This window comes from Streptomyces sp. NPDC096152, from assembly GCF_044763235.1.
Lineage (GTDB): Bacteria > Actinomycetota > Actinomycetes > Streptomycetales > Streptomycetaceae > Streptomyces.
In genome coordinates this window covers 703,681-730,406 of record NZ_JBIWFW010000002.1, presented here as the reverse complement: position 1 = coordinate 730,406, position 26,726 = coordinate 703,681, and the positions used below count along the sequence as shown (strand labels likewise).

Annotated in this window: 23 protein-coding genes and 5 pseudogenes; 9 read left to right on the top strand and 19 right to left on the bottom strand. The window is 68.6% G+C overall.

The window, feature by feature from the left end; genetic code table 11:
• Positions 1–549: 549 nt before the first annotated feature.
• The gene (locus ACIQ9G_RS08865) at positions 550–690 is read right to left on the bottom strand and encodes a hypothetical protein (protein WP_403607616.1); all 141 of its coding nucleotides are present in this window, start codon (positions 688–690) and stop codon (positions 550–552) included.
• A gap of 6 nt (positions 691–696) precedes the next feature.
• Between ACIQ9G_RS08865 and ACIQ9G_RS08860 the strand changes: the two genes are divergently transcribed.
• Positions 697–900: a hypothetical protein gene (locus ACIQ9G_RS08860; RefSeq protein ID WP_403607615.1), complete on the top strand. Its 204-nt coding sequence runs from the start codon at positions 697–699 to the stop codon at positions 898–900.
• A gap of 12 nt (positions 901–912) precedes the next feature.
• Here the strand turns inward: ACIQ9G_RS08860 and ACIQ9G_RS08855 are convergent, their stop codons facing one another.
• Complete coding sequence (locus tag ACIQ9G_RS08855) at positions 913–1,524, bottom strand: NUDIX hydrolase (RefSeq protein WP_403607614.1); 612 nt, start codon at positions 1,522–1,524, stop codon at positions 913–915.
• 16 nt (positions 1,525–1,540) lie between these two features.
• The gene (locus ACIQ9G_RS08850; protein ID WP_403607613.1) at positions 1,541–4,552 is read right to left on the bottom strand and encodes a trypsin-like peptidase domain-containing protein; all 3,012 of its coding nucleotides are present in this window, start codon (positions 4,550–4,552) and stop codon (positions 1,541–1,543) included.
• 113 nt (positions 4,553–4,665) lie between these two features.
• Here ACIQ9G_RS08850 and ACIQ9G_RS08845 point away from each other — a divergent pair.
• A pseudogene (locus tag ACIQ9G_RS08845) lies at positions 4,666–4,828 on the top strand (IS5/IS1182 family transposase); the annotation flags it as partial.
• 17 nt (positions 4,829–4,845) lie between these two features.
• On the opposite strand, the gene ACIQ9G_RS08840 reads toward ACIQ9G_RS08845, so the two are convergent.
• The 3 genes from ACIQ9G_RS08840 to ACIQ9G_RS08830 all read right to left on the bottom strand — a co-directional run bounded on the left by ACIQ9G_RS08840 (position 4,846) and on the right by ACIQ9G_RS08830 (position 7,291).
• On the bottom strand, positions 4,846–5,157 hold the full coding sequence (locus ACIQ9G_RS08840) for an ArsR/SmtB family transcription factor (RefSeq protein ID WP_403607612.1): 312 nt from the start codon (positions 5,155–5,157) through the stop codon (positions 4,846–4,848).
• Between the two features lie 347 nt (positions 5,158–5,504).
• Complete coding sequence (locus tag ACIQ9G_RS08835; RefSeq protein WP_403607611.1) at positions 5,505–6,167, bottom strand: response regulator; 663 nt, start codon at positions 6,165–6,167, stop codon at positions 5,505–5,507.
• Positions 6,164–7,291 carry a sensor histidine kinase gene (locus ACIQ9G_RS08830; RefSeq protein ID WP_403607610.1) on the bottom strand — a complete coding sequence of 376 codons (1,128 nt, stop codon included), beginning with the start codon at positions 7,289–7,291 and terminating at the stop codon, positions 6,164–6,166. The genes ACIQ9G_RS08835 and ACIQ9G_RS08830 overlap by 4 nt, the downstream gene beginning before the upstream one ends.
• Positions 7,292–7,488: 197 nt before the next feature.
• On the opposite strand from ACIQ9G_RS08830, the gene ACIQ9G_RS08825 reads away from it, so the two are divergent.
• Entirely contained in the window at positions 7,489–7,896 is a 408-nt protein-coding gene (locus ACIQ9G_RS08825) for a DUF6223 family protein (protein WP_403607609.1), read from the top strand.
• 490 nt (positions 7,897–8,386) lie between these two features.
• On the opposite strand, the gene ACIQ9G_RS08820 is transcribed toward ACIQ9G_RS08825, so the two are convergent.
• From ACIQ9G_RS08820 to ACIQ9G_RS08795, 6 genes are all read right to left on the bottom strand, one after another.
• Entirely contained in the window at positions 8,387–8,899 is a 513-nt protein-coding gene (locus tag ACIQ9G_RS08820; RefSeq protein WP_403607608.1) for a hypothetical protein, read from the bottom strand.
• Between the two features lie 61 nt (positions 8,900–8,960).
• The gene (locus ACIQ9G_RS08815) at positions 8,961–9,749 is read right to left on the bottom strand and encodes an ArsR/SmtB family transcription factor (RefSeq protein WP_403607934.1); all 789 of its coding nucleotides are present in this window, start codon (positions 9,747–9,749) and stop codon (positions 8,961–8,963) included.
• A gap of 141 nt (positions 9,750–9,890) precedes the next feature.
• Positions 9,891–10,274, bottom strand: a complete 384-nt coding sequence (locus ACIQ9G_RS08810) for an ester cyclase (RefSeq protein WP_403607607.1) — start codon at positions 10,272–10,274, stop codon at positions 9,891–9,893.
• A 170-nt stretch (positions 10,275–10,444) separates the two neighbouring features.
• Positions 10,445–11,020 (bottom strand): YdeI family protein, encoded by a 576-nt coding sequence (locus ACIQ9G_RS08805; protein WP_403607606.1) that lies wholly within the window; start codon positions 11,018–11,020, stop codon positions 10,445–10,447.
• Positions 10,924–11,409, bottom strand: a complete 486-nt coding sequence (locus ACIQ9G_RS08800) for a putative quinol monooxygenase (RefSeq protein WP_403607605.1) — start codon at positions 11,407–11,409, stop codon at positions 10,924–10,926. Before ACIQ9G_RS08800 ends, ACIQ9G_RS08805 begins: the two co-directional genes overlap by 97 nt.
• A gap of 17 nt (positions 11,410–11,426) precedes the next feature.
• Entirely contained in the window at positions 11,427–11,813 is a 387-nt protein-coding gene (locus ACIQ9G_RS08795; protein ID WP_403607604.1) for a VOC family protein, read from the bottom strand.
• 63 nt (positions 11,814–11,876) lie between these two features.
• Between ACIQ9G_RS08795 and ACIQ9G_RS08790 the strand changes: the two genes are divergently transcribed.
• A complete protein-coding gene (locus ACIQ9G_RS08790; protein WP_403607603.1) occupies positions 11,877–12,842 on the top strand; it encodes a helix-turn-helix transcriptional regulator in 966 nt (321 codons plus the stop codon).
• Positions 12,843–13,563: 721 nt separating this feature from the next.
• Here the strand turns inward: ACIQ9G_RS08790 and ACIQ9G_RS08785 are convergent.
• Positions 13,564–13,734, bottom strand: coding sequence for a hypothetical protein (locus ACIQ9G_RS08785; protein WP_037661814.1), 171 nt, complete (start codon positions 13,732–13,734; stop codon positions 13,564–13,566).
• Positions 13,735–14,350: 616 nt separating this feature from the next.
• On the opposite strand from ACIQ9G_RS08785, the gene ACIQ9G_RS08780 reads away from it, so the two are divergent.
• Positions 14,351–14,869: a hypothetical protein gene (locus ACIQ9G_RS08780; RefSeq protein ID WP_403607602.1), complete on the top strand. Its 519-nt coding sequence runs from the start codon at positions 14,351–14,353 to the stop codon at positions 14,867–14,869.
• Positions 14,870–14,996: 127 nt separating this feature from the next.
• Here the strand turns inward: ACIQ9G_RS08780 and ACIQ9G_RS08775 are convergent, their stop codons facing one another.
• Positions 14,997–16,226, bottom strand: coding sequence for a PucR family transcriptional regulator (locus ACIQ9G_RS08775; RefSeq protein ID WP_403607601.1), 1,230 nt, complete (start codon positions 16,224–16,226; stop codon positions 14,997–14,999).
• Between the two features lie 225 nt (positions 16,227–16,451).
• On the opposite strand from ACIQ9G_RS08775, the gene ACIQ9G_RS08770 reads away from it, so the two are divergent.
• From ACIQ9G_RS08770 to ACIQ9G_RS08760, 3 genes and pseudogenes are all read left to right on the top strand, one after another.
• A complete protein-coding gene (locus ACIQ9G_RS08770) occupies positions 16,452–17,903 on the top strand; it encodes a class I adenylate-forming enzyme family protein (protein ID WP_403607600.1) in 1,452 nt (483 codons plus the stop codon).
• A gap of 94 nt (positions 17,904–17,997) precedes the next feature.
• Positions 17,998–19,763, top strand: a pseudogene (locus tag ACIQ9G_RS08765) (DUF3556 domain-containing protein).
• A 29-nt stretch (positions 19,764–19,792) separates the two neighbouring features.
• On the top strand, positions 19,793–21,208 hold the full coding sequence (locus tag ACIQ9G_RS08760; RefSeq protein ID WP_403607599.1) for a phytoene desaturase family protein: 1,416 nt from the start codon (positions 19,793–19,795) through the stop codon (positions 21,206–21,208).
• A gap of 234 nt (positions 21,209–21,442) precedes the next feature.
• On the opposite strand, the pseudogene ACIQ9G_RS08755 reads toward ACIQ9G_RS08760, so the two are convergent.
• Both ACIQ9G_RS08755 and ACIQ9G_RS08750 read right to left on the bottom strand, forming a co-directional pair.
• A pseudogene (locus tag ACIQ9G_RS08755) lies at positions 21,443–21,694 on the bottom strand (acetoacetate decarboxylase family protein); the annotation flags it as partial.
• 145 nt (positions 21,695–21,839) lie between these two features.
• Positions 21,840–21,929 (bottom strand): annotated as a pseudogene (locus ACIQ9G_RS08750) (repressor LexA); the annotation flags it as partial.
• Positions 21,930–22,051: 122 nt separating this feature from the next.
• Here ACIQ9G_RS08750 and ACIQ9G_RS08745 point away from each other — a divergent pair.
• Complete coding sequence (locus ACIQ9G_RS08745; protein ID WP_403607598.1) at positions 22,052–22,663, top strand: DUF2269 domain-containing protein; 612 nt, start codon at positions 22,052–22,054, stop codon at positions 22,661–22,663.
• 153 nt (positions 22,664–22,816) lie between these two features.
• On the opposite strand, the gene ACIQ9G_RS08740 is transcribed toward ACIQ9G_RS08745, so the two are convergent.
• From ACIQ9G_RS08740 to ACIQ9G_RS08730, 3 genes and pseudogenes are all read right to left on the bottom strand, one after another.
• Positions 22,817–23,446: a class I SAM-dependent methyltransferase gene (locus ACIQ9G_RS08740; RefSeq protein WP_403607597.1), complete on the bottom strand. Its 630-nt coding sequence runs from the start codon at positions 23,444–23,446 to the stop codon at positions 22,817–22,819.
• Positions 23,447–23,701: 255 nt separating this feature from the next.
• A pseudogene (locus ACIQ9G_RS08735) lies at positions 23,702–24,936 on the bottom strand (PP2C family protein-serine/threonine phosphatase).
• 889 nt (positions 24,937–25,825) lie between these two features.
• Positions 25,826–26,605, bottom strand: coding sequence for a D-Ala-D-Ala carboxypeptidase family metallohydrolase (locus ACIQ9G_RS08730; protein WP_403607596.1), 780 nt, complete (start codon positions 26,603–26,605; stop codon positions 25,826–25,828).
• Positions 26,606–26,726: the final 121 nt, after the last annotated feature.

Below are 26,726 nucleotides of genomic sequence, written 5' to 3'. Positions count from 1 at the left end.
GACGCTCAAAAGCTACGGCAGGTCGAACACGTGCCCAGTGCCGCATACGCGGAGCTGATGGACGGCATGACGCATGCCCACGCGGTCACCTACCGCCTTGACGCCGTATCGGCTGCCTTCAAGTCCGGAGTGATCCGGCTGCTGGAGGAGCAGACGCGGAACGCCGGGGGAGAGACGCGTGGAACGGTTGAAGCCGCGCTGGAGTTTGTGAGAGGGCAGGAGCCGCTGTACTTCAAAGCCCTCAAAGATTGGGAGGAGTCCTTCCGGACCGGCTCGTCGGGAAGCACGGAGGTCGTGCTCGCCGTGGCCGCCGTAGACCGGGCCGCGGGCGAGTCGTACCGCCAGGCACTCCCCCATGTGCTGGGAGCCGGGACCGCTGCCCCGCGCAGTGTCGAGCTACCCGCCGCTGTTGCCACCCGCAAGGTCCTGGAGCGCACCACGCTGCCCGCCAGCATTCTCGACGGTTTCTTGCTGGGTCGACTGCCGGTCGAGGTGTTCCTTGAGGCCACCGAGCAGCCGTCCCGCAGCGTCCTCGTTCGCCAACTGGGCTTACTGCGTCGAGGCAGCCAACCAGACCTGTCCCAGCTGATGGAGGCCATGGCTGAGTTCAGCACGTGGATGCAGGAGGCCTTCGTGCGTGCCTTCCGCGATACCGACGAACGCGCGCGGGCGGTCCTGGACGGCAACCACAACTTGATGCGCTTCGGCATCTCCCAGGACTCGCTGACCGGCGCGCTCGGCGCCGGACTCGATGTGCCGGCGGCCGACGGGGACGAGGACTACCTCGACTTGCAGGTCGTCGACCGGAGTGTGCCGGCCGCAGACGGCGCGGCCGGCATCGGAGAACTCGACGCACAGCAGATGCGGCAGCGCGTGATCACGGGTGCGTACGTCGGCTGAGCCGGACGCCGCTCACATCGGCGGCTCGGAGCCGGTGCCGGAGCCGTCTGCGATTGCAAGCGCCAGGGCAGCCAGCGTCACGCCACAGGTGACGCTGCCGCTCTGCAGCCACTTCACCACCTCCGTACGCGAGGCCCAGACCGGCTCGGCCACCGACTCCATGGCCTCCGGCTCGGCGGCCGACGGGGTGCCTGCTGATCCGGTGGGGCGGACTTCGGCGGCGAAAACATGCACGTCCGATTCGATCAAGCCCGTCTCGGCGTGAATGACGCCCAGTGGGCGCAGTGCGGACGGGGCGCAGTCGAAGCCGGTCTCCTCCCGTAGTTCCCGTACGGCCGCCACAGCTGGATCCTCATCCGCTTCGCAACCGCCCCGGGGGAACTCCAGGGAGACCTCGCCGATCGGGTATCGGTACGTGGGAACGAACGCGAAACCGTCCTGCCCCATGGGGACGATCACCACTCCGCTGTGGGACCACTGCCAGCGCAGATAGCGGCCCTGCTTGCCCGACGGCGAGAGCACTTCATCGTTGAACAGCGCACCGAAGCGGTTCCGGAAGACCTCCACTGCCCGCTGCCGCCGGATGGGTGGGGGTTCGGCGTGGGCAGACGCTACGTTGTCCATCGGCGCCGGGCTCCTTTCAGCTCATGCAACCGTCCAGCACGGTCTTCATCTGCACCCATGATGAGTGCTCGTGTGTGAATTCATCGAATTCGTCACTGAGTTGGAGCAGCACCTGGAGCACCATCGCCTGCTGCTCACGCAGTCGCGGCGAGGTACGTAACGACAGCGCCGCGCGCTCCGTCGCCGCCCGGCTCAGCGCCTGGTAGGCCTCGCTGAAACGCCCGGCCCGGATCAGCCCGAAGCCATGGCGTTGCAGGGTCTCGGGCAGCCGGGCGAGATAGCGGCCGGGCCGGAGCCTGAGCAACTCCTCCAGCCGCTCGACCGCCTGCATGCTGGAGGTGAGTGCTTCCTCGGTCTTGCCTATGCGGTGGCGGCACTCGGCCAGGGTTTCCAGGCAGGTGAGGTACACCTCGTCTTCACGAGCTCCTTCCGGCACCTGTTCGCACCGCATGACGCCCTCGGCGGCATCACGGGCCGCGCCGTTGACCTGTGTATCTCCAAGCCGCAGCAAGGCCAGCGTGCTCAGCGCACCTGCCATGTCCATGAGGGTTCGATGCCGCATATCGGGATTGCTGCCTATGAGCTCCCGGTATAGGGACACAGCCTCGACGCTGAGCCCCAACGCCGACTCCGTCTCCCCGGACCGGTGCCGCAGCAGGCTCAGGTTGTGCAACGCCGCGGCGTAGTCGGACCGATACTGCGCGGACCTGCGGACAAGATCGCGGCTGAGCAGGACCGCCTCGTCAGCTGCCCGCACGGCATCCTCCCGGTGTCCGCTCTCCTCCAGTCGCAGGCTGTACCTACGCAGACGCCTCAGACGGATGTGCCGACTGGTGTGGTCGCTCCCCGCGTCAGGCATTTGGAGCAGCCGCTGAAGCACGAGCGCCGACAACGCGGAAAGGCTGGACGGATAGCCGGGAAGACAGGGTTCGACAAGGCAGAGCAGGTCGGTCTCGCAGGTCTCCAGCACTGGTTGGATCAGGTCCACCAAGGGCTCGGCGTGCGGCACGCGGGCGCCGACGGTTACGAGGGCCGGCACCAGGACTCGGGGATTATCGCGCACGACCTGCGCAAGCGCCCGGTCGAGGACCGTGTGGGCAGGATGGTCCGCAACCCGGCCCACGGCCGTGCAGCCACGGGCCCGGGCCAGGACGTCGAGTGTCTCCAACACGGCCCTGGTCCGCGCCTGCTTGTTCCGAAGCGCGGACACATCCAGAACAGCCCCGAGGTAGGCGACGACGTCGCCTGAACTCTCGGGCTCCGCCAGCACACGCCGCACCAGGATCTCGCCCAGCCGGTCAGGCTCAAGGGGTGCGACGTGGTCACCGTCCGTTGCGGGATACAGCGCGCGTAAGCAGGAATGCACTGCAGGGGCGTTGACGGGCGGCTGCCCGGGGAAGGCAGTCCTGCGCACGGACGTCAACAGCGCGGTCAGGTCACCCCCGTCTCGCCGCTGGGCCAGGGTCGGCACCAGCAACAGACCTTCTGCCATCATCCGGCCGGTCCGCCCCGCCAGGACACCGCCCGCCCCGAGACGGTCCTCCAGCAGCGTGTACCACCCCGTGATCTCGTGCCGACAGATCCGTGCCAGCGGATCGTCGCTTTCCCTCCACTCCTCGCCCTGGCGCAGGGTAAGGACGGCGTCGAGGGCAGCCGCAAGCATTCCCAGAATCGAGTCCTGCTGGCCGGCCCGGCGCGCGAGGGACGGTGGCATGAGCACCCACGGGCATTCCAGCAGGCGTGCGAACTCCCCGAACGCCTCAATGACCAGGGTGCCGGGGTCCTTGGCGCTCAGCGTGTTGGGCAGCCTCTGTGAGCTCGCACCCCTCAAAGCCCAGTCCTCGATGTAGTGTGTTTCGAACTCCTCCTTCAGCGCATGCCACAAGGGCTCCTCGGAACGTGCCAGCAGCAGCACGCGCAGGGTGATGCCATCAGGTCGGTGCCGGTGGACATGCGTCATGAGAGCGCTGATGTCGCCGAGCCGTGCTTGGGCATAGTCGAACACCACCAAGCAGGGGAAACCCGCGCCGAGCGCGGCGGTGAGGCCTTCCAGCCACTGGGGTCGGCGCAGAGGGTTGCCAAGCGACTCCCTGTCTGCGAATCCCGCGATCCAGCCCATGTGCCGCAGTCGGTGGCACAGTTCGGCGGACAGGCGGGTCTTGCCCGAACCGCCCGGCGCGTACAACAGGCGCAGCAACTGATCGTCAAGTTCATAGCACCAGTTTTGGAGCTCGCTGAGCTCTGGGCGGTCCACGAACGGCATTGCTCCGCGTGCCAGCATCTGCGCTGGCGTGTTCCCCGAACTCGGACCGCCTGGCTCGGGACCGAAGAGGTCTGCCTGCCGTCCCCTGCGGTTGCGGGCGAGATCGAACCAGACCGTCCCGGGCCGGTGCGCGGCATGGTTACGTTCCAGCAACCCCGGCGAGCATTCCTCCACGGCGTCGACGGGAATCAGCCACCCCCCAGACATTCCCTTCTCGTGGCGTGACGCCTTGAGCACCCCGCACACACGCCCCGTCGTCGTATCGAGCACCGGACCGCCGCTGAATCCCTGGACCACCTGGTCCCACTGAAGCCGCACGAAGCGCCCGCTTCGACCGGCCACCGTGAGGTGCAGGGTGTCGGGCTGGACGCCCGGTTCCAACGTGTGCCCGCTGAATCCGTGGATGGACACCGACGCCGCCTGCGTCGGACCCGCACTGGCAAGCCACACCCCGTGCAAATCGTGCGCGGGCTCGCTCAGCCGCACTTCGGCGAGATCCGGAAAGCCGTAAGTGCTTCCTGCGCCCTTCGTCTCGGGCATAAGACTGATGACCTCGATCGCGACGGTGTGCCCCCCGACCGTCGCCGTCAGGCTGCCCTCCTCGCGCCCGGCCACCACGTGCGCACACGTGAGGGCGGTGTCAGGCGTCACCAAGAACCCGGTCCCGCAGAAAGCCTCGCCGGCCCAGATGCCCACGACGTTCTGCTCGGTCAGGACGCGCAGCCGCTCCAGTGCCTCACCGTCCAGGCCCTTGTGTGTCGTCATCGATCTCCCCCGAGTGGCCCCGCACAACAGACTCATTGTCAGGTGACTTCCCGACAGCATTCTGCCGTCCCGTCAGCTACGGCAGCGGGTCATTCCGGCGGCGCGGCGACTGCAACCGGTTGGGCCGTCACCGCCGGGTGGTCGAGAGGACCGTGTCCTGGTTTGGCCGCCTGCCGAAGGCTCCACCGCCGCTATGAACGCAAGGCCGAACACTTCCTCGCCTTCGTCGGCATAGCCGCAGTCCTCATCGGCTATCGCCGTCCTACAGCACGTTGACCCAGCTCATCGCTCGATTAGCCTGCGTCGATCACGGCCTGGATCAGGCCGGGGAATCGGCGGTCCAAGTCCTCCTTGCGGAGGCGCATGTACAGACCGTTTCCCGCGTCGCGCTGATACACCAGCCCTGCCTCGCGCAGTACTCGCCAGTGACGTGTGCGACTGGACTTGCCCACCGGCAGGTCGAAGGAAGCGCACAGCCGCTCTTTATTCGGCTGTGCGGCTAGTTCAGCCACGACTCGACGCCGGTTCGCGTCAGCGAGCGCCAAAAGGATGGGCCCCACCTCCAACTCCTCAGCGCGAGGGTGCACCAATTCGCCTTCCGCCATCACTTCACCCCTCGACAAGGTACGCCTAGCTGCGTACCTTGCATGAGGTACGCAGCTAGGCGTACCTTACCGCCGCTGGGGGAGTCATGTCTGTACCCGCGTCGCCGCGCCGCCGAGTCCTGTCGCGCATCCGCAATGCGCTGCGCAGGCTCCTGCTCATCGAGTACTCGCCCTTCATGACCCTCTGACCCAGGCAGGGTGCCCATCCCTCACGTAAGGAGGCGTCGGTCGTGGTGAGAGCGGTTCACACGAGAACCTGGGCGATTCCTCCTCGGTCGCGCCGGCCGGCGAGCGGCCCGCCGGACAGATGCGGTCGAATGTGCAGGCCTGCGCCCGGACCGTGGATGTCAGGAGTTGCGCGGGGCTACCAGGCCGGATTCGTAGGCGAGGACGACGAGTTGACCGCGGTCGCGGGCGTGGAGCTTGCCCATGGCCCGGTTGATGTGGGTTTTCGCGGTCAGCGGGCTGATCACCAAGCGGTCGGCGATCTCGTCGTTGGACAGGCCCTGCGCGACAAGTGCGACAGCCTCGCGTTCGCGGTTGGTCAACTCTTCCAGTCCGGTGCCGGTGTGAGTGTGGATCGGCTGGGTGACGTACCGGTGGATCAGCTTGCGGGTGATGGACGGTGCGAGCAGAGCGTCGCCGCGGGCGGCGACGCGTACGGCGTGCAGGAGATCTTCGGGGACGATGTCCTTGACGAGGAATCCGGCGGCGCCGGCACGCAACGCGTTGAAGACGTATTCGTCCATGCCGTAGTTGGTCAAAATGACGACGTGCACCCGGGTCAGGGCCGGGTCGGCGGCGATGCGCCGGGTGGCCTCGATGCCGTCGACGATGGGCATCTGGATGTCGATGAGCACGATGTCGGGCAGGTGCTCCCTGGCCAGCGCCAGGCACTCCTGTCCGTCGGCGGCCTCGGCCACCACCTCGATGTCGTCTTCGAGGTCGAGGAGCGCGCGGAATCCGCTGCGAATGAGCGGCTGGTCGTCGACCAGCAGGACGCGGATCATGACATCTGCTCCACGGGGAGTTCGGCCTGGACGGTGAAGCCGCGCTCGCTGCGCGGTTCGGCGCGCAGCCGGCCGCCGAGGGCGGTGACACGTTCGCGCATGCCGAGCAGCCCGAGGCCGGGCGTCGGCGCGGTGTGCGGCGTGGCCTTGCCGTCGTCGTCGATGCGTATCGCGAGGGCGTCGGGCCGGCAGTCGATCCGGACCGACGCCGTGGCGGCGTCGGCGTGGCGGGCAATGTTGGTCAGCGACTCCTGAACGATCCGGTAGGCGGTCCGGCCCACCGCGGCCGGTACATCGTGCCGCTGTCCTTCGATGGTGAGAGTCGCCTTCAGGCCGGTGTTGCCGGCCCGCTCCACCAGCTCCGGGATGTGGTCGAGCCCACGGGGCGGGGTGGCGTCGTCGTTGCGCAGAGCTTGCAGGGTCGCGCGCAGTTCGCGAGTCGCCTCACGTCCGGCTTCCTGGATCGCCAGTAGGGTCTCCGGCACCTGCTCGCCGCGCCGTCGGGCCAGGTGGACGGCGACTTCGGACTGCACCTTGATGATCGAGATCTGGTGGGTGAGCGAATCGTGCAGCTCCCGTGCTATGTGCAGCCGTTCCTCATCGGCGCGGCGCAGCGCGGTCTCCTCCCGGGTGCGCTCGGCTTCGTCCGCCCGCCGCTCGGCCTGCCGCACAGCCTCCCCCGCGGCAAAGGCCGCGATCAGCCAAGCCACCTCCAGGGTGCCGCGGGCCTGCGCGAACGCCTCGCCCACGGGCCCGTCGTGGAAGACCAGGGCCGTGAGGTGCAGAGCGACCAGCATGGTCACGGACGTCGCCACCGTGATGGCACGGTGCCCGGCCCGCACTGCGGCGTATACCGCGACCAGGTACGAGACGGCGAGCACGTCGAAACCGGCCGCCAGATACCCCACCGCGCACAGCCCGGTGACGGCCAGGACAACAAGCGGAGCCCGGCGGCGCGCGGCCAGCGCCAGGCCACCGGCCGCCAGCAGCACGTAGCCGAGCAGATCGGGCCCCGTGCCGGGGTGCTCCCCGGACCGCCCGGTACCCAGCAGCAGCGCCGCCACCCCGGCAGCGACCGCCCAGTCAGTGACACCGGCCAGGACACGGATCCGCCCTTTGTCCATGCGCGCACCCTAGCCGGATGTCTCTGAGGGCGAATCCCGCTTGCGGACGAGCGGCCGCCTACCGCACACGCGGTACCCGCGCGGCGCCTGCAGCATCGGCGGTAGTCAAAGTGTCTGCGTCTGCCGGACGACCGGCGATGGGTCTGTCGGACATGCTCAGGCCATAACCAGTCGCAGGATGAAAAGGAGAGGACCTCATGTCCGTCGGATTTTCGCTTGCCGCACCGGCGGCCGCGCACGCCTTGGCCCAGTCGGGCGACGTCGGTGCATACACCCTGACCGCCGCGCGATTCTGGGCCACCTCGGCCGCGCTGCTGGCGCTGGTCGGCGTGGTCATCGGTGGACTGGCGCTAGCCCGCTCCAGCCGTCGTATCGGCAGCGGTGGGAAAAATGGGGCCATCGTGGCCCTGGTATCGGGGCTGATCGCGGTGGTCGGCGGCGCGGTCAATCTGGCCGTCGCCGACGGTGGTCCCGGCACCGGCAACGGAGTAGTCGGTGGCGCGGTGGCCCTGGTGCTGGGGCTGATCGCCATGGTCCTCGGTGGGCTGGCTCGGGCCCGTTCGCGCCGCACTGCCGCAAACCGGTGTGGGGCGTCCTTGTCGTAGCGGACCACGACGTGCGCCCTCACGTGGAAGTTCCCGGCTCCGGTATCGGCACCACCCTGTTCGGCTGAACGCCCGCCAGCCTTGGAAGGCAGGCACAGCCTTAACTCACCGGCCGCTCCATCCGTGCACCCCTCCCCCACCCCACCGAACTAGACCGCCACCACGCGGTCTTGCGGCTCACATGATTTCAAAAGGTCGGGGCCGGCAGCCGGGTATCGAAAGCTACGTACCGGCCCCTCCACAGTGCAGGAGTACGCGCCGACACGCGCCCGGGCCACACCCCCCAAAATCAGGCCGAGTAAGGCCTCTTCAGAGAGCGCGATTCCCTCGGCGCCCATGGTCGGGGCCCATCCCGTATCCCAGGTGGTCTCGGTGCGCGGGCCGGTGAGCGTCGGTGTTGTCACGGCCTTGGGCGATGACCGTGCGATGCCCTCGTCTGCCGGCACTCCGGCCGGCACTTGCGGACTGTCCGTCGCCTCACGTCGGAAGATCAGGTTGTGGCTTCGGCCCGGGCGTCTTCCGGTAGTAGGGCCAGGAGCTGTTCCGTGTGGCCGGGCAGCTCCACTTCTGCGAGGCCGGCGATAAGGTCCCTCAGCGGCACGGGCTGGTCGACCAGGGCTTTGCCGTGGGACAGGAGCAGGGCGGGCACCAAGGTGTCGAGTTCGGCCTCGCTCAGCATCGGTCCGCCGAGTGCGCACAGGGCGTCTGCCTGGAGGCGGAGGCGGTCCCGGAGCCCCGTGTTGCTGCCGGCGAGCGCGATGACGCGTTCGAGGGTCCAGGTGTCCTGCGCTATGCGGTTGTCGTACGTCGCCGTTGCTCCCGTAGCGGCAGAGGAGACGGCGGTGATGGTGGCGGCGGTGACGATGGCGACGTGCGCGAGGATCTGGTCTGCGTTCCACTCGCCGGCCGGCGGGATGGGGCTCGTGTCGCCGGAGTCGGCCACGGTGGCGGCCGCGTCCAGCAGCGCGCGGTAGGCGTCCCGAAGCGGGGTGGTGTCCATCATGTCTTCCTCCTTCTGCGGTCGTGCGCAGAGTGAATGGGGGACGGCCTGTGGGGGCTCCGGCTCAGTCATGTGCGCGGTACATCTCCCATGGCGCCTGTGGGAGGACCTCGCCGGTCTCCAGCAGCGACTTGAGGTTCGCCAGCACGGCCGGCCACCCGTGCGAAATCCCGCTGAACATCTCCGCGTTGGCGAGATTCTCGTGGGTCACGGTGAGTCGGACGATGTCGTGGTGCGGTTCGACGAGAAAGGTGACAACCGACGGCTCTCTCGGCGATTCGGCGTCAGGGGCGTCGTCGAAGGTGATGACCAGGCGCGTCGGCGGCTCGGCCTTGATGACTCGTCCGGCCACGTCGACGGCGCCTGATCCGTCGGTGCGCCGGTGCTCCCAGGTCGAGCCCGGTTGCCAGTCCGAGACGTTGGCGTGGCCCCAGTAGCGCGCCGTCAGGTCTGCGTCCGTCAGGGCTTGCCACACCTGCTCGGCGCTTGCGCGGATGTAGGTGACATAGACGTAGGTCGGCACGGATGTGGGTCCGCTGGTCATGGCGTACTCCTCTGCCTGGTTCTTGATGGCACTGATCACTTGCAGGCGGGGCTTGTCGAACCCCGAGATCCAGCGCTCCTCGATCTCGTGGATGGGCGCCGGGTTGAGGTAGTGAAGTCGTTCCCGTCCGCGCCGTACGACGGTCACGAGGTTGGCCCGCTCGAGGAGGTCGAGATGCTGTGTCGCTGACTGGCGCGCCATGTCCAGGCGTTCGCACAGCTCGCTCAGCGTCTGACCGTTGTGCTCGCGCAGACGGTCGAGCAGGAGTCGTCGGGTGGGGTCGGCCAGCGCTTTGAAGACCGAGTCCATCGCTCTCGCTTCGAGGCTCACACTTCGATTATGCAGGTAATTACCTGCATAATCAAGGCGAGCCGTCTTCGGCCTGATCTCAGGCCGACCATCAGAGCCATTCGTTGATCGCGGTGACGATTGAGCGCATCCCACACGCGCTCACCCCGAGGTCGCGCTGCCGTCCGCTGAGCGGTTGAGCGTGGACATGCCCCACAATTCGGCGATGCGGCCGTCCTGCACCCGGAAGATCTCCATCATCGAGGAACGCTCGCCCCTGCATGGGATCCCTGCGGATGCTGAGGGACAGCCTTCCCCCTGGACTGCGGCCCTGTCTGTGTCCACGAGCATGTCTTCGACGGTGACCTGGATGTCGGGGAACGCGGCGTGGAGTCCGTTCCACGCCTTCACGACGCTGTCGACACCAATGGTTCCCAGTGGGTGGCTCACGAAGTCGCCGGAGAAGATCGTCTCCGCCGCGGCGGGGTCACGGGAATTGAATGCGTCATACATGCGCCGCGCGATGGCTCTTACGGCGTGCGTCATCTCAACATCCTGTCCGGAACATGTACAGAAGATCGACTCACGGGAAGAACGGAAGCGGACCCAAAGCAAGAAGGTTCTTGGCAACGGGACGCCCCAACGGCGGCATCCCGTTCACCGGCACGCCCCAGGTGCAGACTCCGGTCGGCGGACCTCAGGGGTAGAGCTTCACCTCAGGGGTAGAGCTTCTTCTGCTCAGCCAGCATTGCCACATACTTCTCGATCCGCCGCACCCGGGTCTCGGGCTTCTTGGCGTCCTGGACGCGGTACAGGACCGCGTATCGGTTCTGGCCGTCCAGTGTCGCGAAGAACTCCGCAGCGGCGGGGTTCGCAGCGAGCGCCTCAGTCAGATCGTCCGGCACCGAGGCGCTCTTCCACCCGGCATACGCGGCGTCCCAGCGACCGTCCGCCTTGGCACGCTCGACTTCGGCAAGACCGGACGGCCGCATTCGTCCATGTTCGAGCAGGGCTTCGGCCTTATCACGGTTTATCTTCGACCACTTGCTCTTCGGCTTGCGCGGCGTGAGCCGCTGCAGCCAGTAGGAGTCGTCGAACCGGCCCTTCTGCCCGTCGATCCAGCCGTAACAAAGTGCAACGTCGAGGGCCTGTGCGTAGTCCAGAGCCACGACGCCCGGAGCCTTCTTCCTGAGCTTCAGCCAGATGCCGGGCGAGGAGGAGTGATGCTCGTCCAGCCAGCGCTCGAATGCCTCGGCAGATTCGAACAGGATGATTTCCAAGTCTTCAGCCATGTCTCAGCTTTGCTCTCAGAGGGTTTCGAGCAGGGAATGGGCTGTGCCGGGGCCCATTTGCCTGTGGTCGGTGGCTCGTTCGTCAGGGTCGGCCCTCGGTCGGGAGGCCCACGCCGTCCAGGACGGTGAGGTCCGTGCGGCGCGGCGGGGCCGACAGCAGGGCAAGGACGTCGGAGGGGGCGGGGCCGTCGGCGGGAGGCGGAGGCGAGGGCGGCCTGTGCGCCGGCGTCGTCCTGCCAGGCCTCGGCGACGTGGACCGTGTCAGGGTCTGTTCCGTCCTGGCTGATGAGGTAGATCTCGCAGCCCGGGAAGCCGCGAAGTCGTTCCGCGACTGTCAGCAGGACGGCGGCGAGTTCGCCACCCCTGCCCGGGTGCGCGGTCGTGGTCATCAATCGGCCGATCAGGTTCAGACCAAGGTGGAGATGCAGAACGGGTGGCCGGCGGGGTCCAGTAGGACCCTCCACCGATCGGGCTGGGGCTGGGTCGGAGGCTCGACAGCACCCAGGGCCACCAGGTGAGCCTGCGCCGAATCCAGGTCGTCGACGCCCAGATCGATGTGGGCCTGCTTCTCCTGAGAGGGGCCCGGCCAGGTGGGGCGCCGGTAGTCGGCCAGCCGGTTGAACCCCAGTCCGGCCGACCCCTCCTGGCCGAGCAGGATGAAGTCGTCGCTGGAGTAGACGACGGGCAGGCCGAGGACACCGCCGTAGAAGCGGGCCAGTTCGGCGGGATCCGGGCAGTCGAACGTGACGGCCGCGTAGCGGATCGCGGGCGCGGAAGCGTTTGCGGTGCTCATGGGGAAGACGCTACGCCGGGACCAGGACGGATTCTGTCCTGGTCATGGGAGAGACTTCGGGGTGTGATCAGCACCTCCGCCCGCCTGCTGCGACTGGTCTCGCTGCTGTCCGCGCGGCCGTCGTGGACCTGCCGCGAGCTGGCCGGGCGGATGGAGGTCACCGAGCGCACCGTCCGCCGGGACATCGCCAGGCTGCGGGAACTCGGCTACGGCGTGGAATCCGAGCCCGGGCCGTGGGGCGGTTACCGTCTGGGCGGCGGCACCCGGGTGCCGCCGCTGGTCCTCGACGACGAGGAGGCACTCGCCGTGGCCGTCGCCCTGCGCGAGGCCGCGCTCAGCGGCGTCCTAGGCAGCGACCAGGCCTCGCTGTCCGCGCTGCTGAAACTGCGCCAGGGCCTGCCTCCGCGGATCGCTGACCGGCTGGGCGAGTTGGATGCCGCGTTCGTGCACACACCCAGGCCCGACGAGCGGCAGATCGCGCCGGGCATGCTGCTGGAACTGGCCACCGTGTGCCGCCGAGGTGAGCGCACTCGCCTGTCGTACCGGGACCGGGAAGGAAAGGCCACCGTCCGGGATGTCGACCCGTACCGCCTCGTGCACACCGGGAGGCGCTGGTACTTCGTCGCCCGGGATGTGGCGCGGGACGAGTGGCGGACGTTCCGGGCCGACCGGGTGACGCAAGCGCAGCCAACGGGGCAGGTGGTGGAATTCGTCGACCCGCCCGACCCGGCGCTTCTTGTCTCGCGAGGCATCGCCGGCGGCGCCTACCCGCTCTACGTGACGGTCCGCCTCCCGCTGTCCCTGGACCGGGCGCTGCGCCTGGTCCCGCCCACGGTCGGCACCCACCGCTCGGACGGCCCCGGGGACACCATCGTCGAGATCGGCGGCCCTGACGCGGACGGTCTCGCCAAATACCTGCTCAGCCTGGGCACCCCGCTACGAGTGCTGTCCCCGGACGACGTGCGGGAGGCACTGCTGCGCCGCACCCGAGAACTGATCGAGGACAACGGGGGCCGTCGGCCCTCGTAGGGGGGCAGGCCGGGCATGAGCGCCGATCCTCAACCGGTGTGCGGGGCTTCCTCGGAACGGCCGGGGCGCGGCGATCGTCCCGGAGATCGCCGCGCAGGTCAGCGCAACAGCAATCAGACGGCGAGGGGTGACGGACGGTCACGGCACCCCGACCCAGAAACGCAGGCACGCAGGCACGCAGGCACGCAGGCACGCAGCGAAGCGGTCAGGCCCACCACGGCCCAGTCCCACCAGATGCATGCGCTGCCCAGCGTGCGCGACGCGCAGGCTGGGCAGACGTTACCCACCCAGTGCGGACACCACCTAGCGGTCAACGGACTGGCATGAACTCGGCGTCGTTCTTGCCCAGCGGCGGCGAGGTTCTGGACGCTGTCTGCAACATCGACGTCGACGTCCGGCTGACACCCGCCTCGATGAGGGCCTGCCAGCCGTGAAAGCAGCTCTACACGGTAGGCGGGCCGTGTTCGTCGCGAGCGGTGGGGCCGGCTCCGGAGGGAGAGCCGGGGTCGGCGGCCCCGCAGAATTTAGGAGGCAGGGTTCCACTGCTGATTCCGCGGGGCCGCTGCTTTTCACGCGTACCCTGCGGTGCGTCCGATACGCCCGATCTATTCCAGCCATCACAGCTTCTGTCTTCTCAAGCGAGTGAGGCCCGACCGTGCTCCGGCCGGGCCTCACTCTTGCTTTCGCGGGCAGCGTGCTTCGCCAGCTCAGGCGCGCTCGCCTACCAGCGGTACCAGCGGCCCTTTCGTCCGCCGCTGTCCGCAGACCGGACAACGAAGCCCAGCAGCCAGACGATGAGCACGATCACAGCAATCCACCAGAGTGCCTTCAGTGCGAAGCCCGCGCCGAAGAGGATCAGAGCAAGCAGAAGAACCAGAAGCAGGGGAACCATCGTTATCAACCTCCTGGCCATCGGATGCCCTTACTTCAGGCCTACAACCGCACAAAATACAAGTTACTTCCAATGGGCTAAGGGCATGCGCACACCGTGCACGATTCCCCTTGCGCCAGGCGGACACACCCGACCTCGTGGCCCTCATACCAGCCGAAATCCGTCATCTGCTGGCAACTGAACCCCGCCGCCCTCCTGCACTCCGCGACCGTGCGGTGAACGGTCCCGAGGGCGACGACGCCGCCAAGCACCTGCCCGACGTTGTCATTACATGCGGCGTGGGCACACGTTCGCGGGACGGCCGGCGCAAGACCGCCCCGCCCACGCCAAGCCCTCGCTAAACTCCCCACCGCCAGGCCATTGAACAGCAGAAATTCCGAAGTCGGTGATGCGCAGACGGACAAGAGTGGGTACGTCCCTGCGTTCAGCGGGCCGGACCAAGATCGACATGTGCAGAGCTTCCCACCGCCTCGATCTGGTAGCAAGGCATGCCCACAAACGCAGGGAGGGGCAAACGTCGCCCTGATGCCGCACCAGGAGCTGTCCGGCCGATCATGCGATCGCGTTGAGTGGAGCCCTGGAAAGTGGCCGAGCGCCTCGTCGTAGGCTGCGGCACATGGGCCTGTGGGACGTCTTGCCGGACAGTGAACGACAGCATTGGACCTTCGGTCCCTTCGTGAGCGCGGGTCCTCTGCGGTTTGGAATGACTACCGATGAGGCTTCCGCTGCACTCGGCGGCGTCCCTGCAGCCGTGCGCGAGCACTACGCGCGTTGGGACGTCGTGTGTCACCCGTACTCCAAATTGGGCCTGAAGCTCTACTTCGCGGCTGAGCGTTTGCGTGGAATCTCGCTCGATGCCCGCCGGGGACCACAAGTCCATGCGGATGAAACGGCGTTGGTCGGACAGGTCCCCTCCGAGCTGGAACAGTGGCTGTTCGACCGCGCCGAAAGCCGGGAAGCATTTACGGAGCTCTTCTACCTGCCGGGCGCAGAGCCCGGATCGCTGACTCTTGGCGTGGTGCTCTGCGTGCAGCGAGCCGGCGATCATTTGCTCACGCGACCCGTCTTCCTGGCCGCCGAGGCCATGGATGATGTCTACCACTACCTGCCGAGGGAAGCCTGGGCCATCTTCTGATCCTGGACGGCTGGGCACAGACACCCGTCCGTTCGACGATCAAGTGGTCTGGAGTGCGGCAACCGAGCCGGGGCGGTGAGCGGACCGGCGGCAGCGACGGTGATCGCACCCGCCGGGTAACCGACCCTCACCCGATTCTGCTGTAGAGGAGGTCGATCACGCGCAGAGCGACCTCGACCTCCAGTCGCCCCACGGAGAGCGGCTTGCCCCTGATTTCCTCAGCCTTGCGGATCCGGTAGTGGACGGTGTTCTTGTGCAGGTGGAGGCGGCTGGCGGCCTGGGTGTAGCTGCCGTTGAGCTCCAGGAAGACGCGCAGGGTCTCGCGGAGCTGTTGCGTGGGCGCGTCGTTGGAGGTGAGACCCGGCAGGACCCTGGCTACCCAGCGGCTGATGTCCTCGGAGTGCTCGGTCAGAAGTGCGGCGACGGCGACGTCGTCGAATTCGAGCAGCCTGTGTCGCTGGTCGTGTGCGGTCTCGGCGACGGCGCGGGCGCGCTGTGCCTCTCGCAACGAGCCCCGGAAGCCGGCCAGACCGCGTCCGGGAGCACCGAGCGCGATGCGCAGGCCTTCGCTCTTCGCGAGAAGCTTTCCGAGCAGGTCCCGGTCGATGACGGGTTCCGAGGGTGAGCTGATCCATGCCCACAGGGTGCGGTCGTCGGCGAGCATGGTCAGGGGCGCTCGGCCGGTTGTCTCCTGAAGGAGCCGGGTCGCGCTCTGCAGGATCCGCCCGGCGTCCGTGGTCGTGCTGGGAACCCACGCGGTGGCGGCCTGGTGCCAGTCGCCCATGGGAACGTCGAGCAGCTCCTGCGCTGCCGCCTCGGTGATCTGGTCGTTGTCGAGGACCAGGCGCAGCTGCGCGGCGCGGGCGGCTCCGGTGCGGCTGTCCCAGCGGCGTCGCTCGGTCTCGTAGATGTCGATGAGGCCCTCGACGACCTGGTCGATGTAGCAGTTGGTGCGCTCGGACAGCTCCGAGACCGTGGCCAGCACGGCGGTGGTGTCGGTGTGGCCGAGGCCTCCGAGTGCGTCGAGCGCCCACTGCACGAACCGATGCTCTCCGAGGCGGTAGGCACGCAGCAGTGCCTCGAGGGAGAGGTCGTGCTGGGCGAAGCGGCGCGCGTACTCCGCCGCGGCGGGTGGCACGGTGATCCGGTCGAGGGGGATGCTGTGCGCGAGCATGTCGACGATCGCGACCAGGTTCGCCGACGTGCTGGCGGTCATGAGCCTGCGTACGGTCTCGTCGTGCCGGAACTCCGGGATGACCTCGACGAAATAGTCCGTCATCTCGGTGGTCAGCCGAGGCAGGCCGGTGTCGATGACGCGGGCGACCTCGGCGACTACGGCGTCGACTTCGGCGGGCATGCGGGGACTGTAGCCGCGACGACTTCCGGGTGCCAGGTCTTCCCGCTCACTCGGCCGGGCGGGCGGCTCGCGGGCCCGCGACAGCTGCGTGAGTCACAGGGCGCTGGTTGTGCCCTCGTCACAACGAGCGCCATCGGGTTCGTGGCCAACGCCCATGTTCCGGATCACGCTGGGGCTCGTAGCTTTCCCCTACGCAGGTCAACGACGACGCGGAGGGGCGATTCCATGCATCTTGCGGGGCTTCCGGACGAGCGGGCTCGAATGGCACCCGCCGGCCCGTGCGTGACCGACGACTCCGCCGTTCTGGACAATGCCGGTTTCCTCGAGTCCGTCCGCGCCGCGGCCGCGGTCCTGAGCCGGAACGGGATCGGCGAGGGCGATGTCGTCGCGGTCGTGCTGGCGAACCGGGTCGAACTGGTCGTGGTGTTGTTCGCGGCCTGGCGGCTCGGCGCCGCGGTCACTCCGGTCAACCCGGCGCTGACAGAGTCCGAGGCCGGTTTCCAGATCGGTGACGCCGGAGCAAGGGTCGTGGTGGGTGAACGGTCGCACTCTTCCCTGGTCACGCTTGATCTGGCCGACCTCGCAGGTGGCGCGGGTTCCCCGGATCTCGGCTCGGGATCGCCGAGGGAGGACTCGCTCGCCCTGCTTATATACACCAGCGGCACCACCGGCCGACCCAAGGGTGTGATGCTCGACCACACCAACGTCCGCGCGATGTGCGAGATGATCGTCGCCGGGCTGGGCCTCGATCGGACGGATCACAGTCTGCTGGTCCTGCCGTTGTTCCATGTCAACGGCATCGTGGTCAGCGTCCTGTCGCCGCTGCTGGCAGGCGGTCACGCGACGATCGCGGGCCGGTTCCGGGCGCAGACCTTCTTCGAGGTCGTGGAGCGCGTGCGGCCGACATACTTCTCCGCCGTGCCGGCGATCTACGCGATGCTCGTCGCCCTGCCCGACTCGGTCGAGCCGGACTCGTCGTCGCTGCGCCGGGTGATCTGCGGGGCGGCACCGATGCCCGCCGAGCTGATCGCCCGCTTCGAGGACCGCTACGGAGTCCCGATCGTCGAGGGCTACGGCCTTTCGGAGGGCACGTGCGCGTCGACGCTCAACCCTCCGGACGGGCCGCGCCGCCCGGGAACGGTGGGAGTGCCCCTACCTGGTCAACAGGTGGCGCTGATGGGCGCGGACGGCCGATTCGTCACCGAGGGGCCCGGGGAGGTCGTGATCAAGGGTCCGAACGTGATGCGGGGCTACCTCAACCGGCCCCAGGAGACGGCCCGGACGGTGGTCGACGGCTGGCTGCACACCGGTGACGTCGGCCGGTTCGACCACGACGGCCATCTCGTCCTGGTCGACCGAATCAAGGACATGATCATCCGCGGTGGGGAGAACCTCTATCCCAAGGAGATCGAGAACGTCCTGCACGGCCACCCGGCCGTAGCGGAGGCGGCAGTCGTCGGAGCGCCGGATCCGGTGCTCGGCGAGGTTCCGGTCGCTTACGTCGCGCTGTACCCGAACGCGCAGACGACGCCGGAGGGCCTGCTCGAGCACTGCCGCGGCCAGCTCGCCCGGATCAAGCTGCCCACCCGGATCGCGATCGTCGACGCACTGCCGAAGAACCCGGTGGGGAAGATCGACAAACCGTCGCTGCGCCGAGTCGTGACCCCGGCCGTCTGAGCCGGAAAAAGCCGCGGAAACCCTTCTTCACCGGAGCGAGGGGCCGGACGTTGTGTCCGCAATCCGACCTAGGGAATCGTAAGGAGAATGAACGATGGGGTTCAAGACGGGGGACTTTCCTCCGGTCGATCTCGACACATTCCTCGACAAGCCGCTCCTCGAGCGGACGAAGGCGCTGGCCCTGCACTGGGTCGAGTACGGCTTCGGGTCACCGAAGATGATCCCGACGACCTATGTCGTCAAGATCCTGATCCTCTACCTGTTCGCCGGCACCGCACTGATCACCTGGACGTCCGGTGTCGGCCCGTTCTGGTCTTCCTCGAAGCTGTCGGTGTCGCCGGCTCCTGGGGGCCGATCGCCGGCAAGTTCAAGCCCATGACCGGAGGGATCCTGTTCTGGGCCAGGCCCGGCACGATCCGACTCCGGCCGTGGAAGCGGGTGCCGTTCACGGGCGGTGACCGGCGGACGGTCGGCGACGTCGTCCTGTACCTGGGGTTCCTGGGCACGCTGCTGGCCGGCGTCGTGCTGCCGGGAGTGCCGTCCGCGTCGCTGTCGGCCGTGCTGCCGGACAACGGCTCCGGGCTGGTCGCCCCGGGTCTCATGATCGCCGCCATCGTGCTGTACGTACTCAACGGCCTGCGCGACAAGACGGTGTTCCTCGCGGCGCGCGGTGAGCAGTACCTGCCCGCCCTGGTCTTCTTCGCGTTCCTGCCGTTCGTGGACATGATCATCGCGGCGAAGCTGCTGATCTGCGCCGTGTGGATCGGCGCCGGGGTATCGAAGTTCGGCCTGCACTTCACCAACGTCGTCCCACCGATGGTCTCCAACAGCCCATGCGTCCCGGCCAAGTGGCTCAAGCGTGCGCACTACAGGGACTTCCCCCGCGACATCCGCCCCTCGAAGCTCGCGACCTTCATGGCGCACGTCGGCGGCACCCTGGTGGAGATCGTCACGCCGCTGGTGCTGCTGTTCTCGCAGAACTACTGGCTCACCCTGGCGGCGGTCCTGCTGATGGTCGTGTTCCACCTGTTCATCACCTCGACCTTCCCGCTCGCCGTGCCGCTGGAGTGGAACATCCTCTTCGGCTACCTGGCGATCTTCCTGTTCCTCGGCCACCCGGCCTGGGACGGCTACGCGGTGACCGACATGTCGTCGCCCTGGCTGGCCGTGGCCATCGCCGTCGCGCTGATGTTCTTCCCGGTCCTGGGCAACCTCCGTCCGGACCTGGTGTCGTTCCTGCCCTCCCTGCGGCAGTACGCCGGGAACTGGGCCTCGGCCTTGTGGGCCTTCGCACCGGGCGCGGAGGACAAGCTCAACTCCATGGCCCACCGCCCGACCAGGAACCAGGTCGATCAGTTGCGGGAGATGGGCTACCCACCGGCGGTCGCCGAGATCACCATGCAGCAGACGATCGCCTGGCGCTCCATGCACAGTCAGGGACGCGGTCTGTTCTCCGTCCTCGCCAAGAACCTCGACGACCTCGACGAGCGCACCGTCCGCGAGGGGGAGTTCACCTGCAACTCTCTGATCGGGTTCAACTTCGGCGACGGCCACCTCCACGACGAGACCCTTGTCCAGGCCGTCCAGCGCCGGGTCGGGTTCGCCCCCGGTGAGCTCGTGGTCGTCTGGGTCGAGTCGCAGGCCATCCACTCCAAGGTCCAGCACTACAAGGTCATCGACGCCGCTCTCGGGGTCGTGGAGCGTGGCACCTGGAAGGTCTCCGACGCGGTCGCCGCCCAGCCCTGGCTGCCCGACGGCCCGATCCCGCTGAACGTCACCTGGCAGGCTTCGCCCTCCGTACGGACGACCTCGGACACGCGGGACGACGAAACCGACGCACCCGTCGGCACCCAGGTCTGAGCGACGCGCAGGAACGGAGGGTCGAGCAGATGAGCACAGCGGTCGTGGTCGGCGCCGGGCCCAACGGGCTCGCCGCCGGTGCCGCCCTGGCCCGGGCCGGGGTCGACGTCACCGTCCTTGAGGCGGCCGACGAGATCGGCGGGGGCACCCGGTCCGGCGAGGCGATCCTGCCCGGCCTCCTTCACGACCACTGCTCGGCCATCCACCCGATGGCCGTCGGATCGGGCTTCCTGCAGAGCCTGGACCTGCAGCGGTACGGACTCCGCTGGCGGCTGCCCGAGATCGACTGCGTACACCCGCTCGACGACGGCTCGGCGGGTGTGCTGCACCGCTCGGTGACCGACACCGCAGTCGGTCTCGGCGCCGACGGTCGGCGATGGCGACAGCTCTTCGCAGGGCCGTCGACGGCCTACGACACGCTCAGCGAGGACATCCTCGGGCCGCTGCTGCGCGTCCCGCGACACCCGATCCGGCTGGCGCGCTTCGGCATCCCGGCCCTCGTCCCGGCGACGGTCCTGGCGAGGACGTTCACCAGGGAGCAGACGAGGGCTCTCTTCGGCGGCGTCGCCGCCCACGGGTTCCGGCCGCTGCACCATCCGCTCAGCGCCAGCATCGGGCTCGGCATCCTCACCGCCGGGCACCGGCACGGCTGGGCGGTCGCAGAGGGCGGCTCCCGACGGATCACCGACGCGCTGGCCGCCCTCATCGTCGACCTGGGAGGGAAGATCGAAACCGGGGTACGGGTGCGGTCGGTGTCGGAGCTCCCGCGGACCGACGTGACCGTGTACGACCTGGCGCCGTCGGCCGTCGCCGACATCCTCGGCGACCACCTGCCCCCACGAATCGCGCGCGCCTACCGGCGCTTCCGGCGCGGGCCCGGCGCGTTCAAGGTCGACTTCGCCGTCGAGGGCGGCGTCCCCTGGACCGCCGAGCCCGCCCGCCGTGCCGGCACCGTCCATCTCGGCGGCGGCTTCGCCGAGATCACAGCGAACGAACGGGCGATCAACGACGGCCACATGCCCGCCCGGCCGTTCGTGCTCGTCGGACAGCAGTACCTGGCCGACCCGCAGCGCTCGGTCGGTGACATCCACCCGGTGTGGAGCTACGCCCACGTGCCCTACGGGTACACCGGCGACGCCACGGAGGCGATCACCGCCCAGATCGAGAGGTTCGCCCCCGGCTTCCGGGACCGGATCGTCGGGACCTCCGTGCGTACCACCACGGAATTCGCCGAGCACAATCCGAACTACGTCGGCGGCGACATCATGACCGGAGCCAAGACCATTTCTCAGCTCGTGTTCGGTCCCCGCCCGACGCTCAACCCGTACGACACGGGGCTCCCGGGCCACTTCCTCTGCTCGGCGGCGACACCGCCGGGCCCCGGAGCCCACGGGATGTGCGGAGCCCACGCCGCCGCACGCGCACTCGCCCACCTCCGCCGCTGACCAGACCCGCACAGCACTCCGTCTCCGGCGCCGTCAACGCGGCACGCGCGGTGCTGGGGGCGTCGCGCCTGCTTCACCGGGCCGGGCGGATGACGGTGAGCGCGACCGCGGGCAAGCTGGGGAGCTCACGCCACGGCGGGCTCCGCCGACTCCCCCGGAAGGTGTTCGTCTTTCCACACCTCACAGGAAGAGGGCCGCCCGCCATCCGGAGGTATGACCGAGAGTAGCGAAGTACTACTGGGCGTCGAGGTAGTCGTGCACGGGCGTCATGGGGCCAGGGTGAGGTCCGTGACGATGTGGCTGGCGGAGACGATGTCAAGGACGGGGAGGTCGGCCAAGGGGGCTATGACGTGGGCGGACAACTGGAGGCGGGCGGGGCCGGCGTAGGCCTCCTTGACCGTGACGTCGCTGATCTCGGTGCGGACCAGCCGGCAGGTCTGCGAGCGGCCCGTCGAGGCCGGGAACGATCTTGACCGCGATGGTGGGGGAGGCTTCCCGGCCCTGCGGCGACAAGGTAGTCAGGTGCCGGCGGCCGCGGTGTGGCGGGCGGTGACGTCTTCCCATCTGACCAGGTCCCGCAGCTTGGTGAAGTAGCCGGGGCGGACGTTCTTGTACTGAGCTCGAGGGCCGGCAGCTGGTGGGCGACCGAGGACGTACCGGCGAGCTTCAAGGCCTGGCCGACCTCCCGCATCCACGCCGGGTAGCCCTGCCGGTCGACCATCTCCGGCTTCGGGGACCCGAAGGGTCCATCCGCTGAGCTGCTGGGAGCGCCGACCGTACTCACCTCGGAGCAGCGGGAGTTACTTCCGCCGGCGGATGACCCAAGCGGCCGGGCGGGAGAACATGGCCGGGCACCTGTCCCCCGAACTGATTGAGGTGCGCATGCCTCCCTCCGCCGGATCGCGGCCGGTGGCCACGCCCGCCGGCGACGGCTCGCGGCGGCGTTCAGGCCCCCGGCTGTCTCAGAAGGCCCGTAAGAGCCTGGTCGTCGTGCATGTGGTCGTCTCCGTCAGCTGGTTGGCGTTGATGCTCTGCTTGCTCACCCTGGGGACGTGGGCGCTGGCGACGGACGATGCCGACACACTGCGGACCGCCTACCGGGCGATGGAGATGCTGGGAGACGTTCTGATCATCCCGCTGAGCCTGCTCACGCTGGCCAGCGGCGTGGCACTGGCGCTCGGCACGCCCTGGGGGCTGTTTCGCTACTACTGGGTCAGCGCCAAGTTCTGGCTGACCCTCGCGGCGACGGCGGCCTCGATCTTCGCCCTCACCGCCAGACTGCACGACGCGGCGGACGCGGTCGCCCGGCATCCGGTGGGCCCCATCTCCGGCATGGATCTGGGATTCATCCGCTACAACATGGTGATCGTCCCGGCCGTCGCGCTCCTGCTCTATCTCATCAACGTCACCCTGTCCGTCTTCAAACCATGGGGCCGCAGGCCCACCCCGAGGTGAACTCGGACAAATTACTCTTCCGCACCCACGCCCCACGCCCCTAGGAGATCCCGCAAGACGCCCCTAGGAGATCCCGCAAGGTCACCAACAGGCTGGTTCGCTCAGGGAGCCAGCGACGGTTGACGACGAGAGCCCGCCAGTAGAAGCCATGCTCTAGGGGAGGCGGGCCAGCAAGTGGGCGTCGAGGAAGCCCCGCTCGGAGGCCGGGTCGTGGAGCAGCCTGGCGAATGTGACGAGCCCGGCCCCGGCCAGCAGCTCGGCGAACCGGTCCGCCGGCCAGCTATAGGCGGGCGTCACCTTGTGGTCGAAGCGGACCGGCTCCGGTGCGTCGGTCGCGAAGAACGAGACCAGGAGCAGGCCCCCTGGTGCCAGGACACGCGCCTGTTCGGCGAGCAGCGCGGGTAGTTCCCCAGGAGGCGTGTGGATCATCGAGTAGTGGGCCAGCACTCCGCCGAGCGTGCCGTCCTCGACCGGGAGGGCCTCCATCCGCGCCTCGTCGAACCGCAGCGCCGGATGGGCCCGCCGGGCGTGGTCGACCATGGCTGGGGAGAGGTCGAGCCCGAAGGCATCCAGCCCCAGATCGTGCAGCATGGCCGTCAGATGTCCGGGCCCGCAGCCGACGTCGGCCACCCGCGAATTCCCCGTCCCACCCACCAGCTCGGCGAAAGTGCCGATCATGTTCCGCGCGAACGGCCGCGTCTCCAGCCCATTGGCGAACAGCGACGCATACAGCTCGACGACCCCGTCATAGGCCGCCCTGGTCTCATCCTGGTGCTCCGCCACGGGAAGGAAGCTAACACCCTCCATTCGCAGCAGTCCTCCGACCCCGTGCCGAATACCGCGCCGTCGTAGTGGACTCGCTCGGCCACCACGACAAGCCCCCCACCCGGGCCCGCCACGAGGCCAGTAGGACCTGGAGCGATACGGCGCCGGCGACCACAGTCGGTCACCAGCTGGCTGGGTTCCTCAGCACACCGGCGAAGCCGATCGGGCGATCAGGCGATCAGGCGATCAGGCGATCAGGCGATCACACCAGTATCAGCCTCCTGTTCCGTTGGCCGGCCCTCGCCCGGGGCCCCGCGTCGGGGTTCGCGCGACGGCCTGCGGATACTGCGGGCCGTGCCAGTCCAGGCACAGGACGGTGGCGTCGTCTGACGGGTGACCGTTGCAGGCGTCGGTGACCGCGGCGGCCAGAGTGCGCACGACCTCGCGCGGGTGCTCGGCGGCGGTGTCACGGATGAGACCGGGCAGGTCGACTTTTCCCGCCTGGCGATCTTGCATTCCATCGGTGTAGAGCACGAGGCGGTCACCAGGGCGCAGGTCGAGGTGTTGCGCCTGGTACGGGCCCTTGTGCGCGGCGACGCCGAAAGGCAGGTTCACGGCCAGACGAAGTTCGGTCACCGTGCCGTCGCGCAGCCGTAGGGGCCAAGGGTGGCCGGCATTGACGACTTGGGCGCTGGTCCCATCCAGGGCGATGCGCAGCAACTGGCCGGTGGCGAAGGTATGTCGGCCGTGGTCGAGGAGGGCCTGGTGGGTCTGGCGGGCCTGTTCGACGAGGTCGCAACCGGCGCGGCGGGCGCCGCGGGAGGCGTTGACCAGGAGGGTGGCCATAAGGGCGGCGTCGACGTCATGGCCCATGGCGTCGGTGACGGACAGGTGCAGGGTGTCGTGGTCAAGGGTGTAGTCGAAGGTGTCACCGGCGATGTCGGCGGCCGGGACCAGGGAGCCGGCGAGGGCGAACTCGGGGGCCTGGCAGGAAGGGGCCGAGGGCAGGAGTTGGCGCTGGATCTCCGCGGCCAGGCTGACCGAGGTGGTGCGGTTGCCCCAGTGGTAGAGGTCGGTGAACCGGCGGTCGGTGACGATGATGTACGCCAGGCATGCGCGGCCTCTTCGACCTGTTCCAGCACGTCGGGCGTGACCTGGGTGAGGAACAGCTCCAGGACGCCTATGGTGTCGCCTCGGTTGGTGACGGGGGCGAGCACCCGCCGGACGCGATCGTCCTCCGGGACCTGCACCAGCTTCTGGGTGCGCAGAACCTCGTCGTAGACGCTGTCGTCGAAGGGAACGTGTTCGGCGCGGCGCTCCTGTTGCGTTGCCGCCTCCTCGCTGACCCGCAGCAGGCGCCGGCCGACGACATCGACGAACAGGAAAGACACGTATCGTGCGCCGAACCGGTCGTGCAGATTGCGCGCCACGACGCCGAGGGAACCCACCGGCGCGGCATCCTCGGCCGCGGCCAGAACCTCGGCGAGTCCCATCCGATCGCGTGACACGTCAGCCTCCCTGCGGTTACGCATTCGCTTTCCCGCCGAACCGCCAGGTACGGCACATCTGTGAGACATGCCTCAGCCCGTACCGCCAGGACGAGAAGGGCCCAGAGACGCCAAATTCCTGCCTGACCCCCGCACGCCTGAGGTCAAGTTGGGGGGATACGGGCCGAAGCACGTTTGGGCACCCGAGGGGGCTGAGGCATGGAGCGGACACCGGGTGGTGAGGGCGTGGCCAGTCGCTGGTGCAGAGCCTCGTATCGGTGTCGCGGGGCGTTCGAGGTCAGCGAGGAGATCGCCGTCGCCCCTGATGTGGGCGTAGCTTCCTCGACCATGTCCAGACCGTGCACGGGCTGCCGGTATCCGTCCGTGCGATGGGCCGGATGCACTTCGTGGTCAGCGAGCTGGTAATCAACGGGTGCTGCCGTCAGTCGAGCGGCGCACGCTGAGGCTCGACGTCCCCTCGGGCGTCGGGCCGCCCATTCAGGCCGTACCGACATCCGACGAGATCGCCACGCGGCGTGAGTGGAACGACTCCTGCGCACAGCGGGGAGAAGGGGGTGGTCGCCAAGCGCGCGGTCGACCCACCGGCCGTCGAGGATATGGGGGAAGGTCCGGCACGCTGAGCCGATAGGTGCCGCAGTGGTCGGCTACACAGACCCGCCGGCGCGGCCGCGGGCTCTGGTGGTTGAGCTGCCGGACGGCTGCCGTGCGCCCCCGCAGCGGTTGACGCCTCAGCCGTCGGGCGGCCGTGGTCGAGCTCCTGCCGGCATCACGGGGTGCCTGGTCCGGGACGGATGGCCGTCGCACACCTCGGACCGCAGCCCGCCGCGGCGGCGCGAACCGCCGGACCCGCCGCGGCGGACCGCAGGGGCGGCGGTTCGCGAACCGCGGATCACACCACGCCGCTCTCCCACCACCACGAGCCCGAGCCGTACGAGGGGTACTGGACGCGGCTGTCGACGTGCTGCCACGAGTGCGTGTACGCCTCCAGGCCGGAGAAGCCGCAGGTCTCGGCGATCCGGTAGGTCTGCAGGGTGGTGTAACCGGAGACCACGATGTCGGCGGCGACGCCGTACACGTGCATGCTGTTGGACGCGCCCCCCACGGCCGCGTTGTGGGAGACGCTGCGGAAGCCGGAGTTGATGGTGATGGCGCTGTTGCCCGCCTTCTTGCGCACGGCTTCCAGCTTGTACATCAGCCGGCGCACGTTCTCCTTGACCTCGGTGGACCCGACCTTGCCGCCGCTGAAGCCCGAGCCGTCGGCGGAGTAGAACTCGCTCCAGTCGAAGTGGGCGGTCGAACCGTCGCTGCTCTCCAGGCTGTTGAGCACGCTCTGGGTCTGCGGGCCGACGACGCCGTCCGCGGTCAGGCCGTAGGCCGACTGAAAGCGCTGCACGGCGGCAGTCGTAGCCGGGCCGAACGCGCCGTCCCAGGCCACATACGTCTGCTGGGCGGTGGAGGCGGCCCAGCCGCCCACGCGGATCTGCAACTCCACCACATCGGAGCCGGAATCGCCCTGCTGGAGGGTACGGCTCCACCCGTAGGCCGAGGCCGGTCCGGCCGAGCCGAGGTCGGCCGCGACCGCCAGACCGAGCGCGGCCGCCACGCCCGCGGCGCCCCGGAACAGGGTGCGTCGGCCGACGGGGCGGCCCGGGTGTCCTGCTGGATTCATGAGTTCTCCTTGTCTCGACGTCCGGTCCGTTCGACGCCCTCTCCCGGCCTGCCGGTGCGGGCGGTCCGCGTCAGGCGACCAGCGCCTGCCAGGTGTTGGAGCCGACGATGCCGTCGACGGT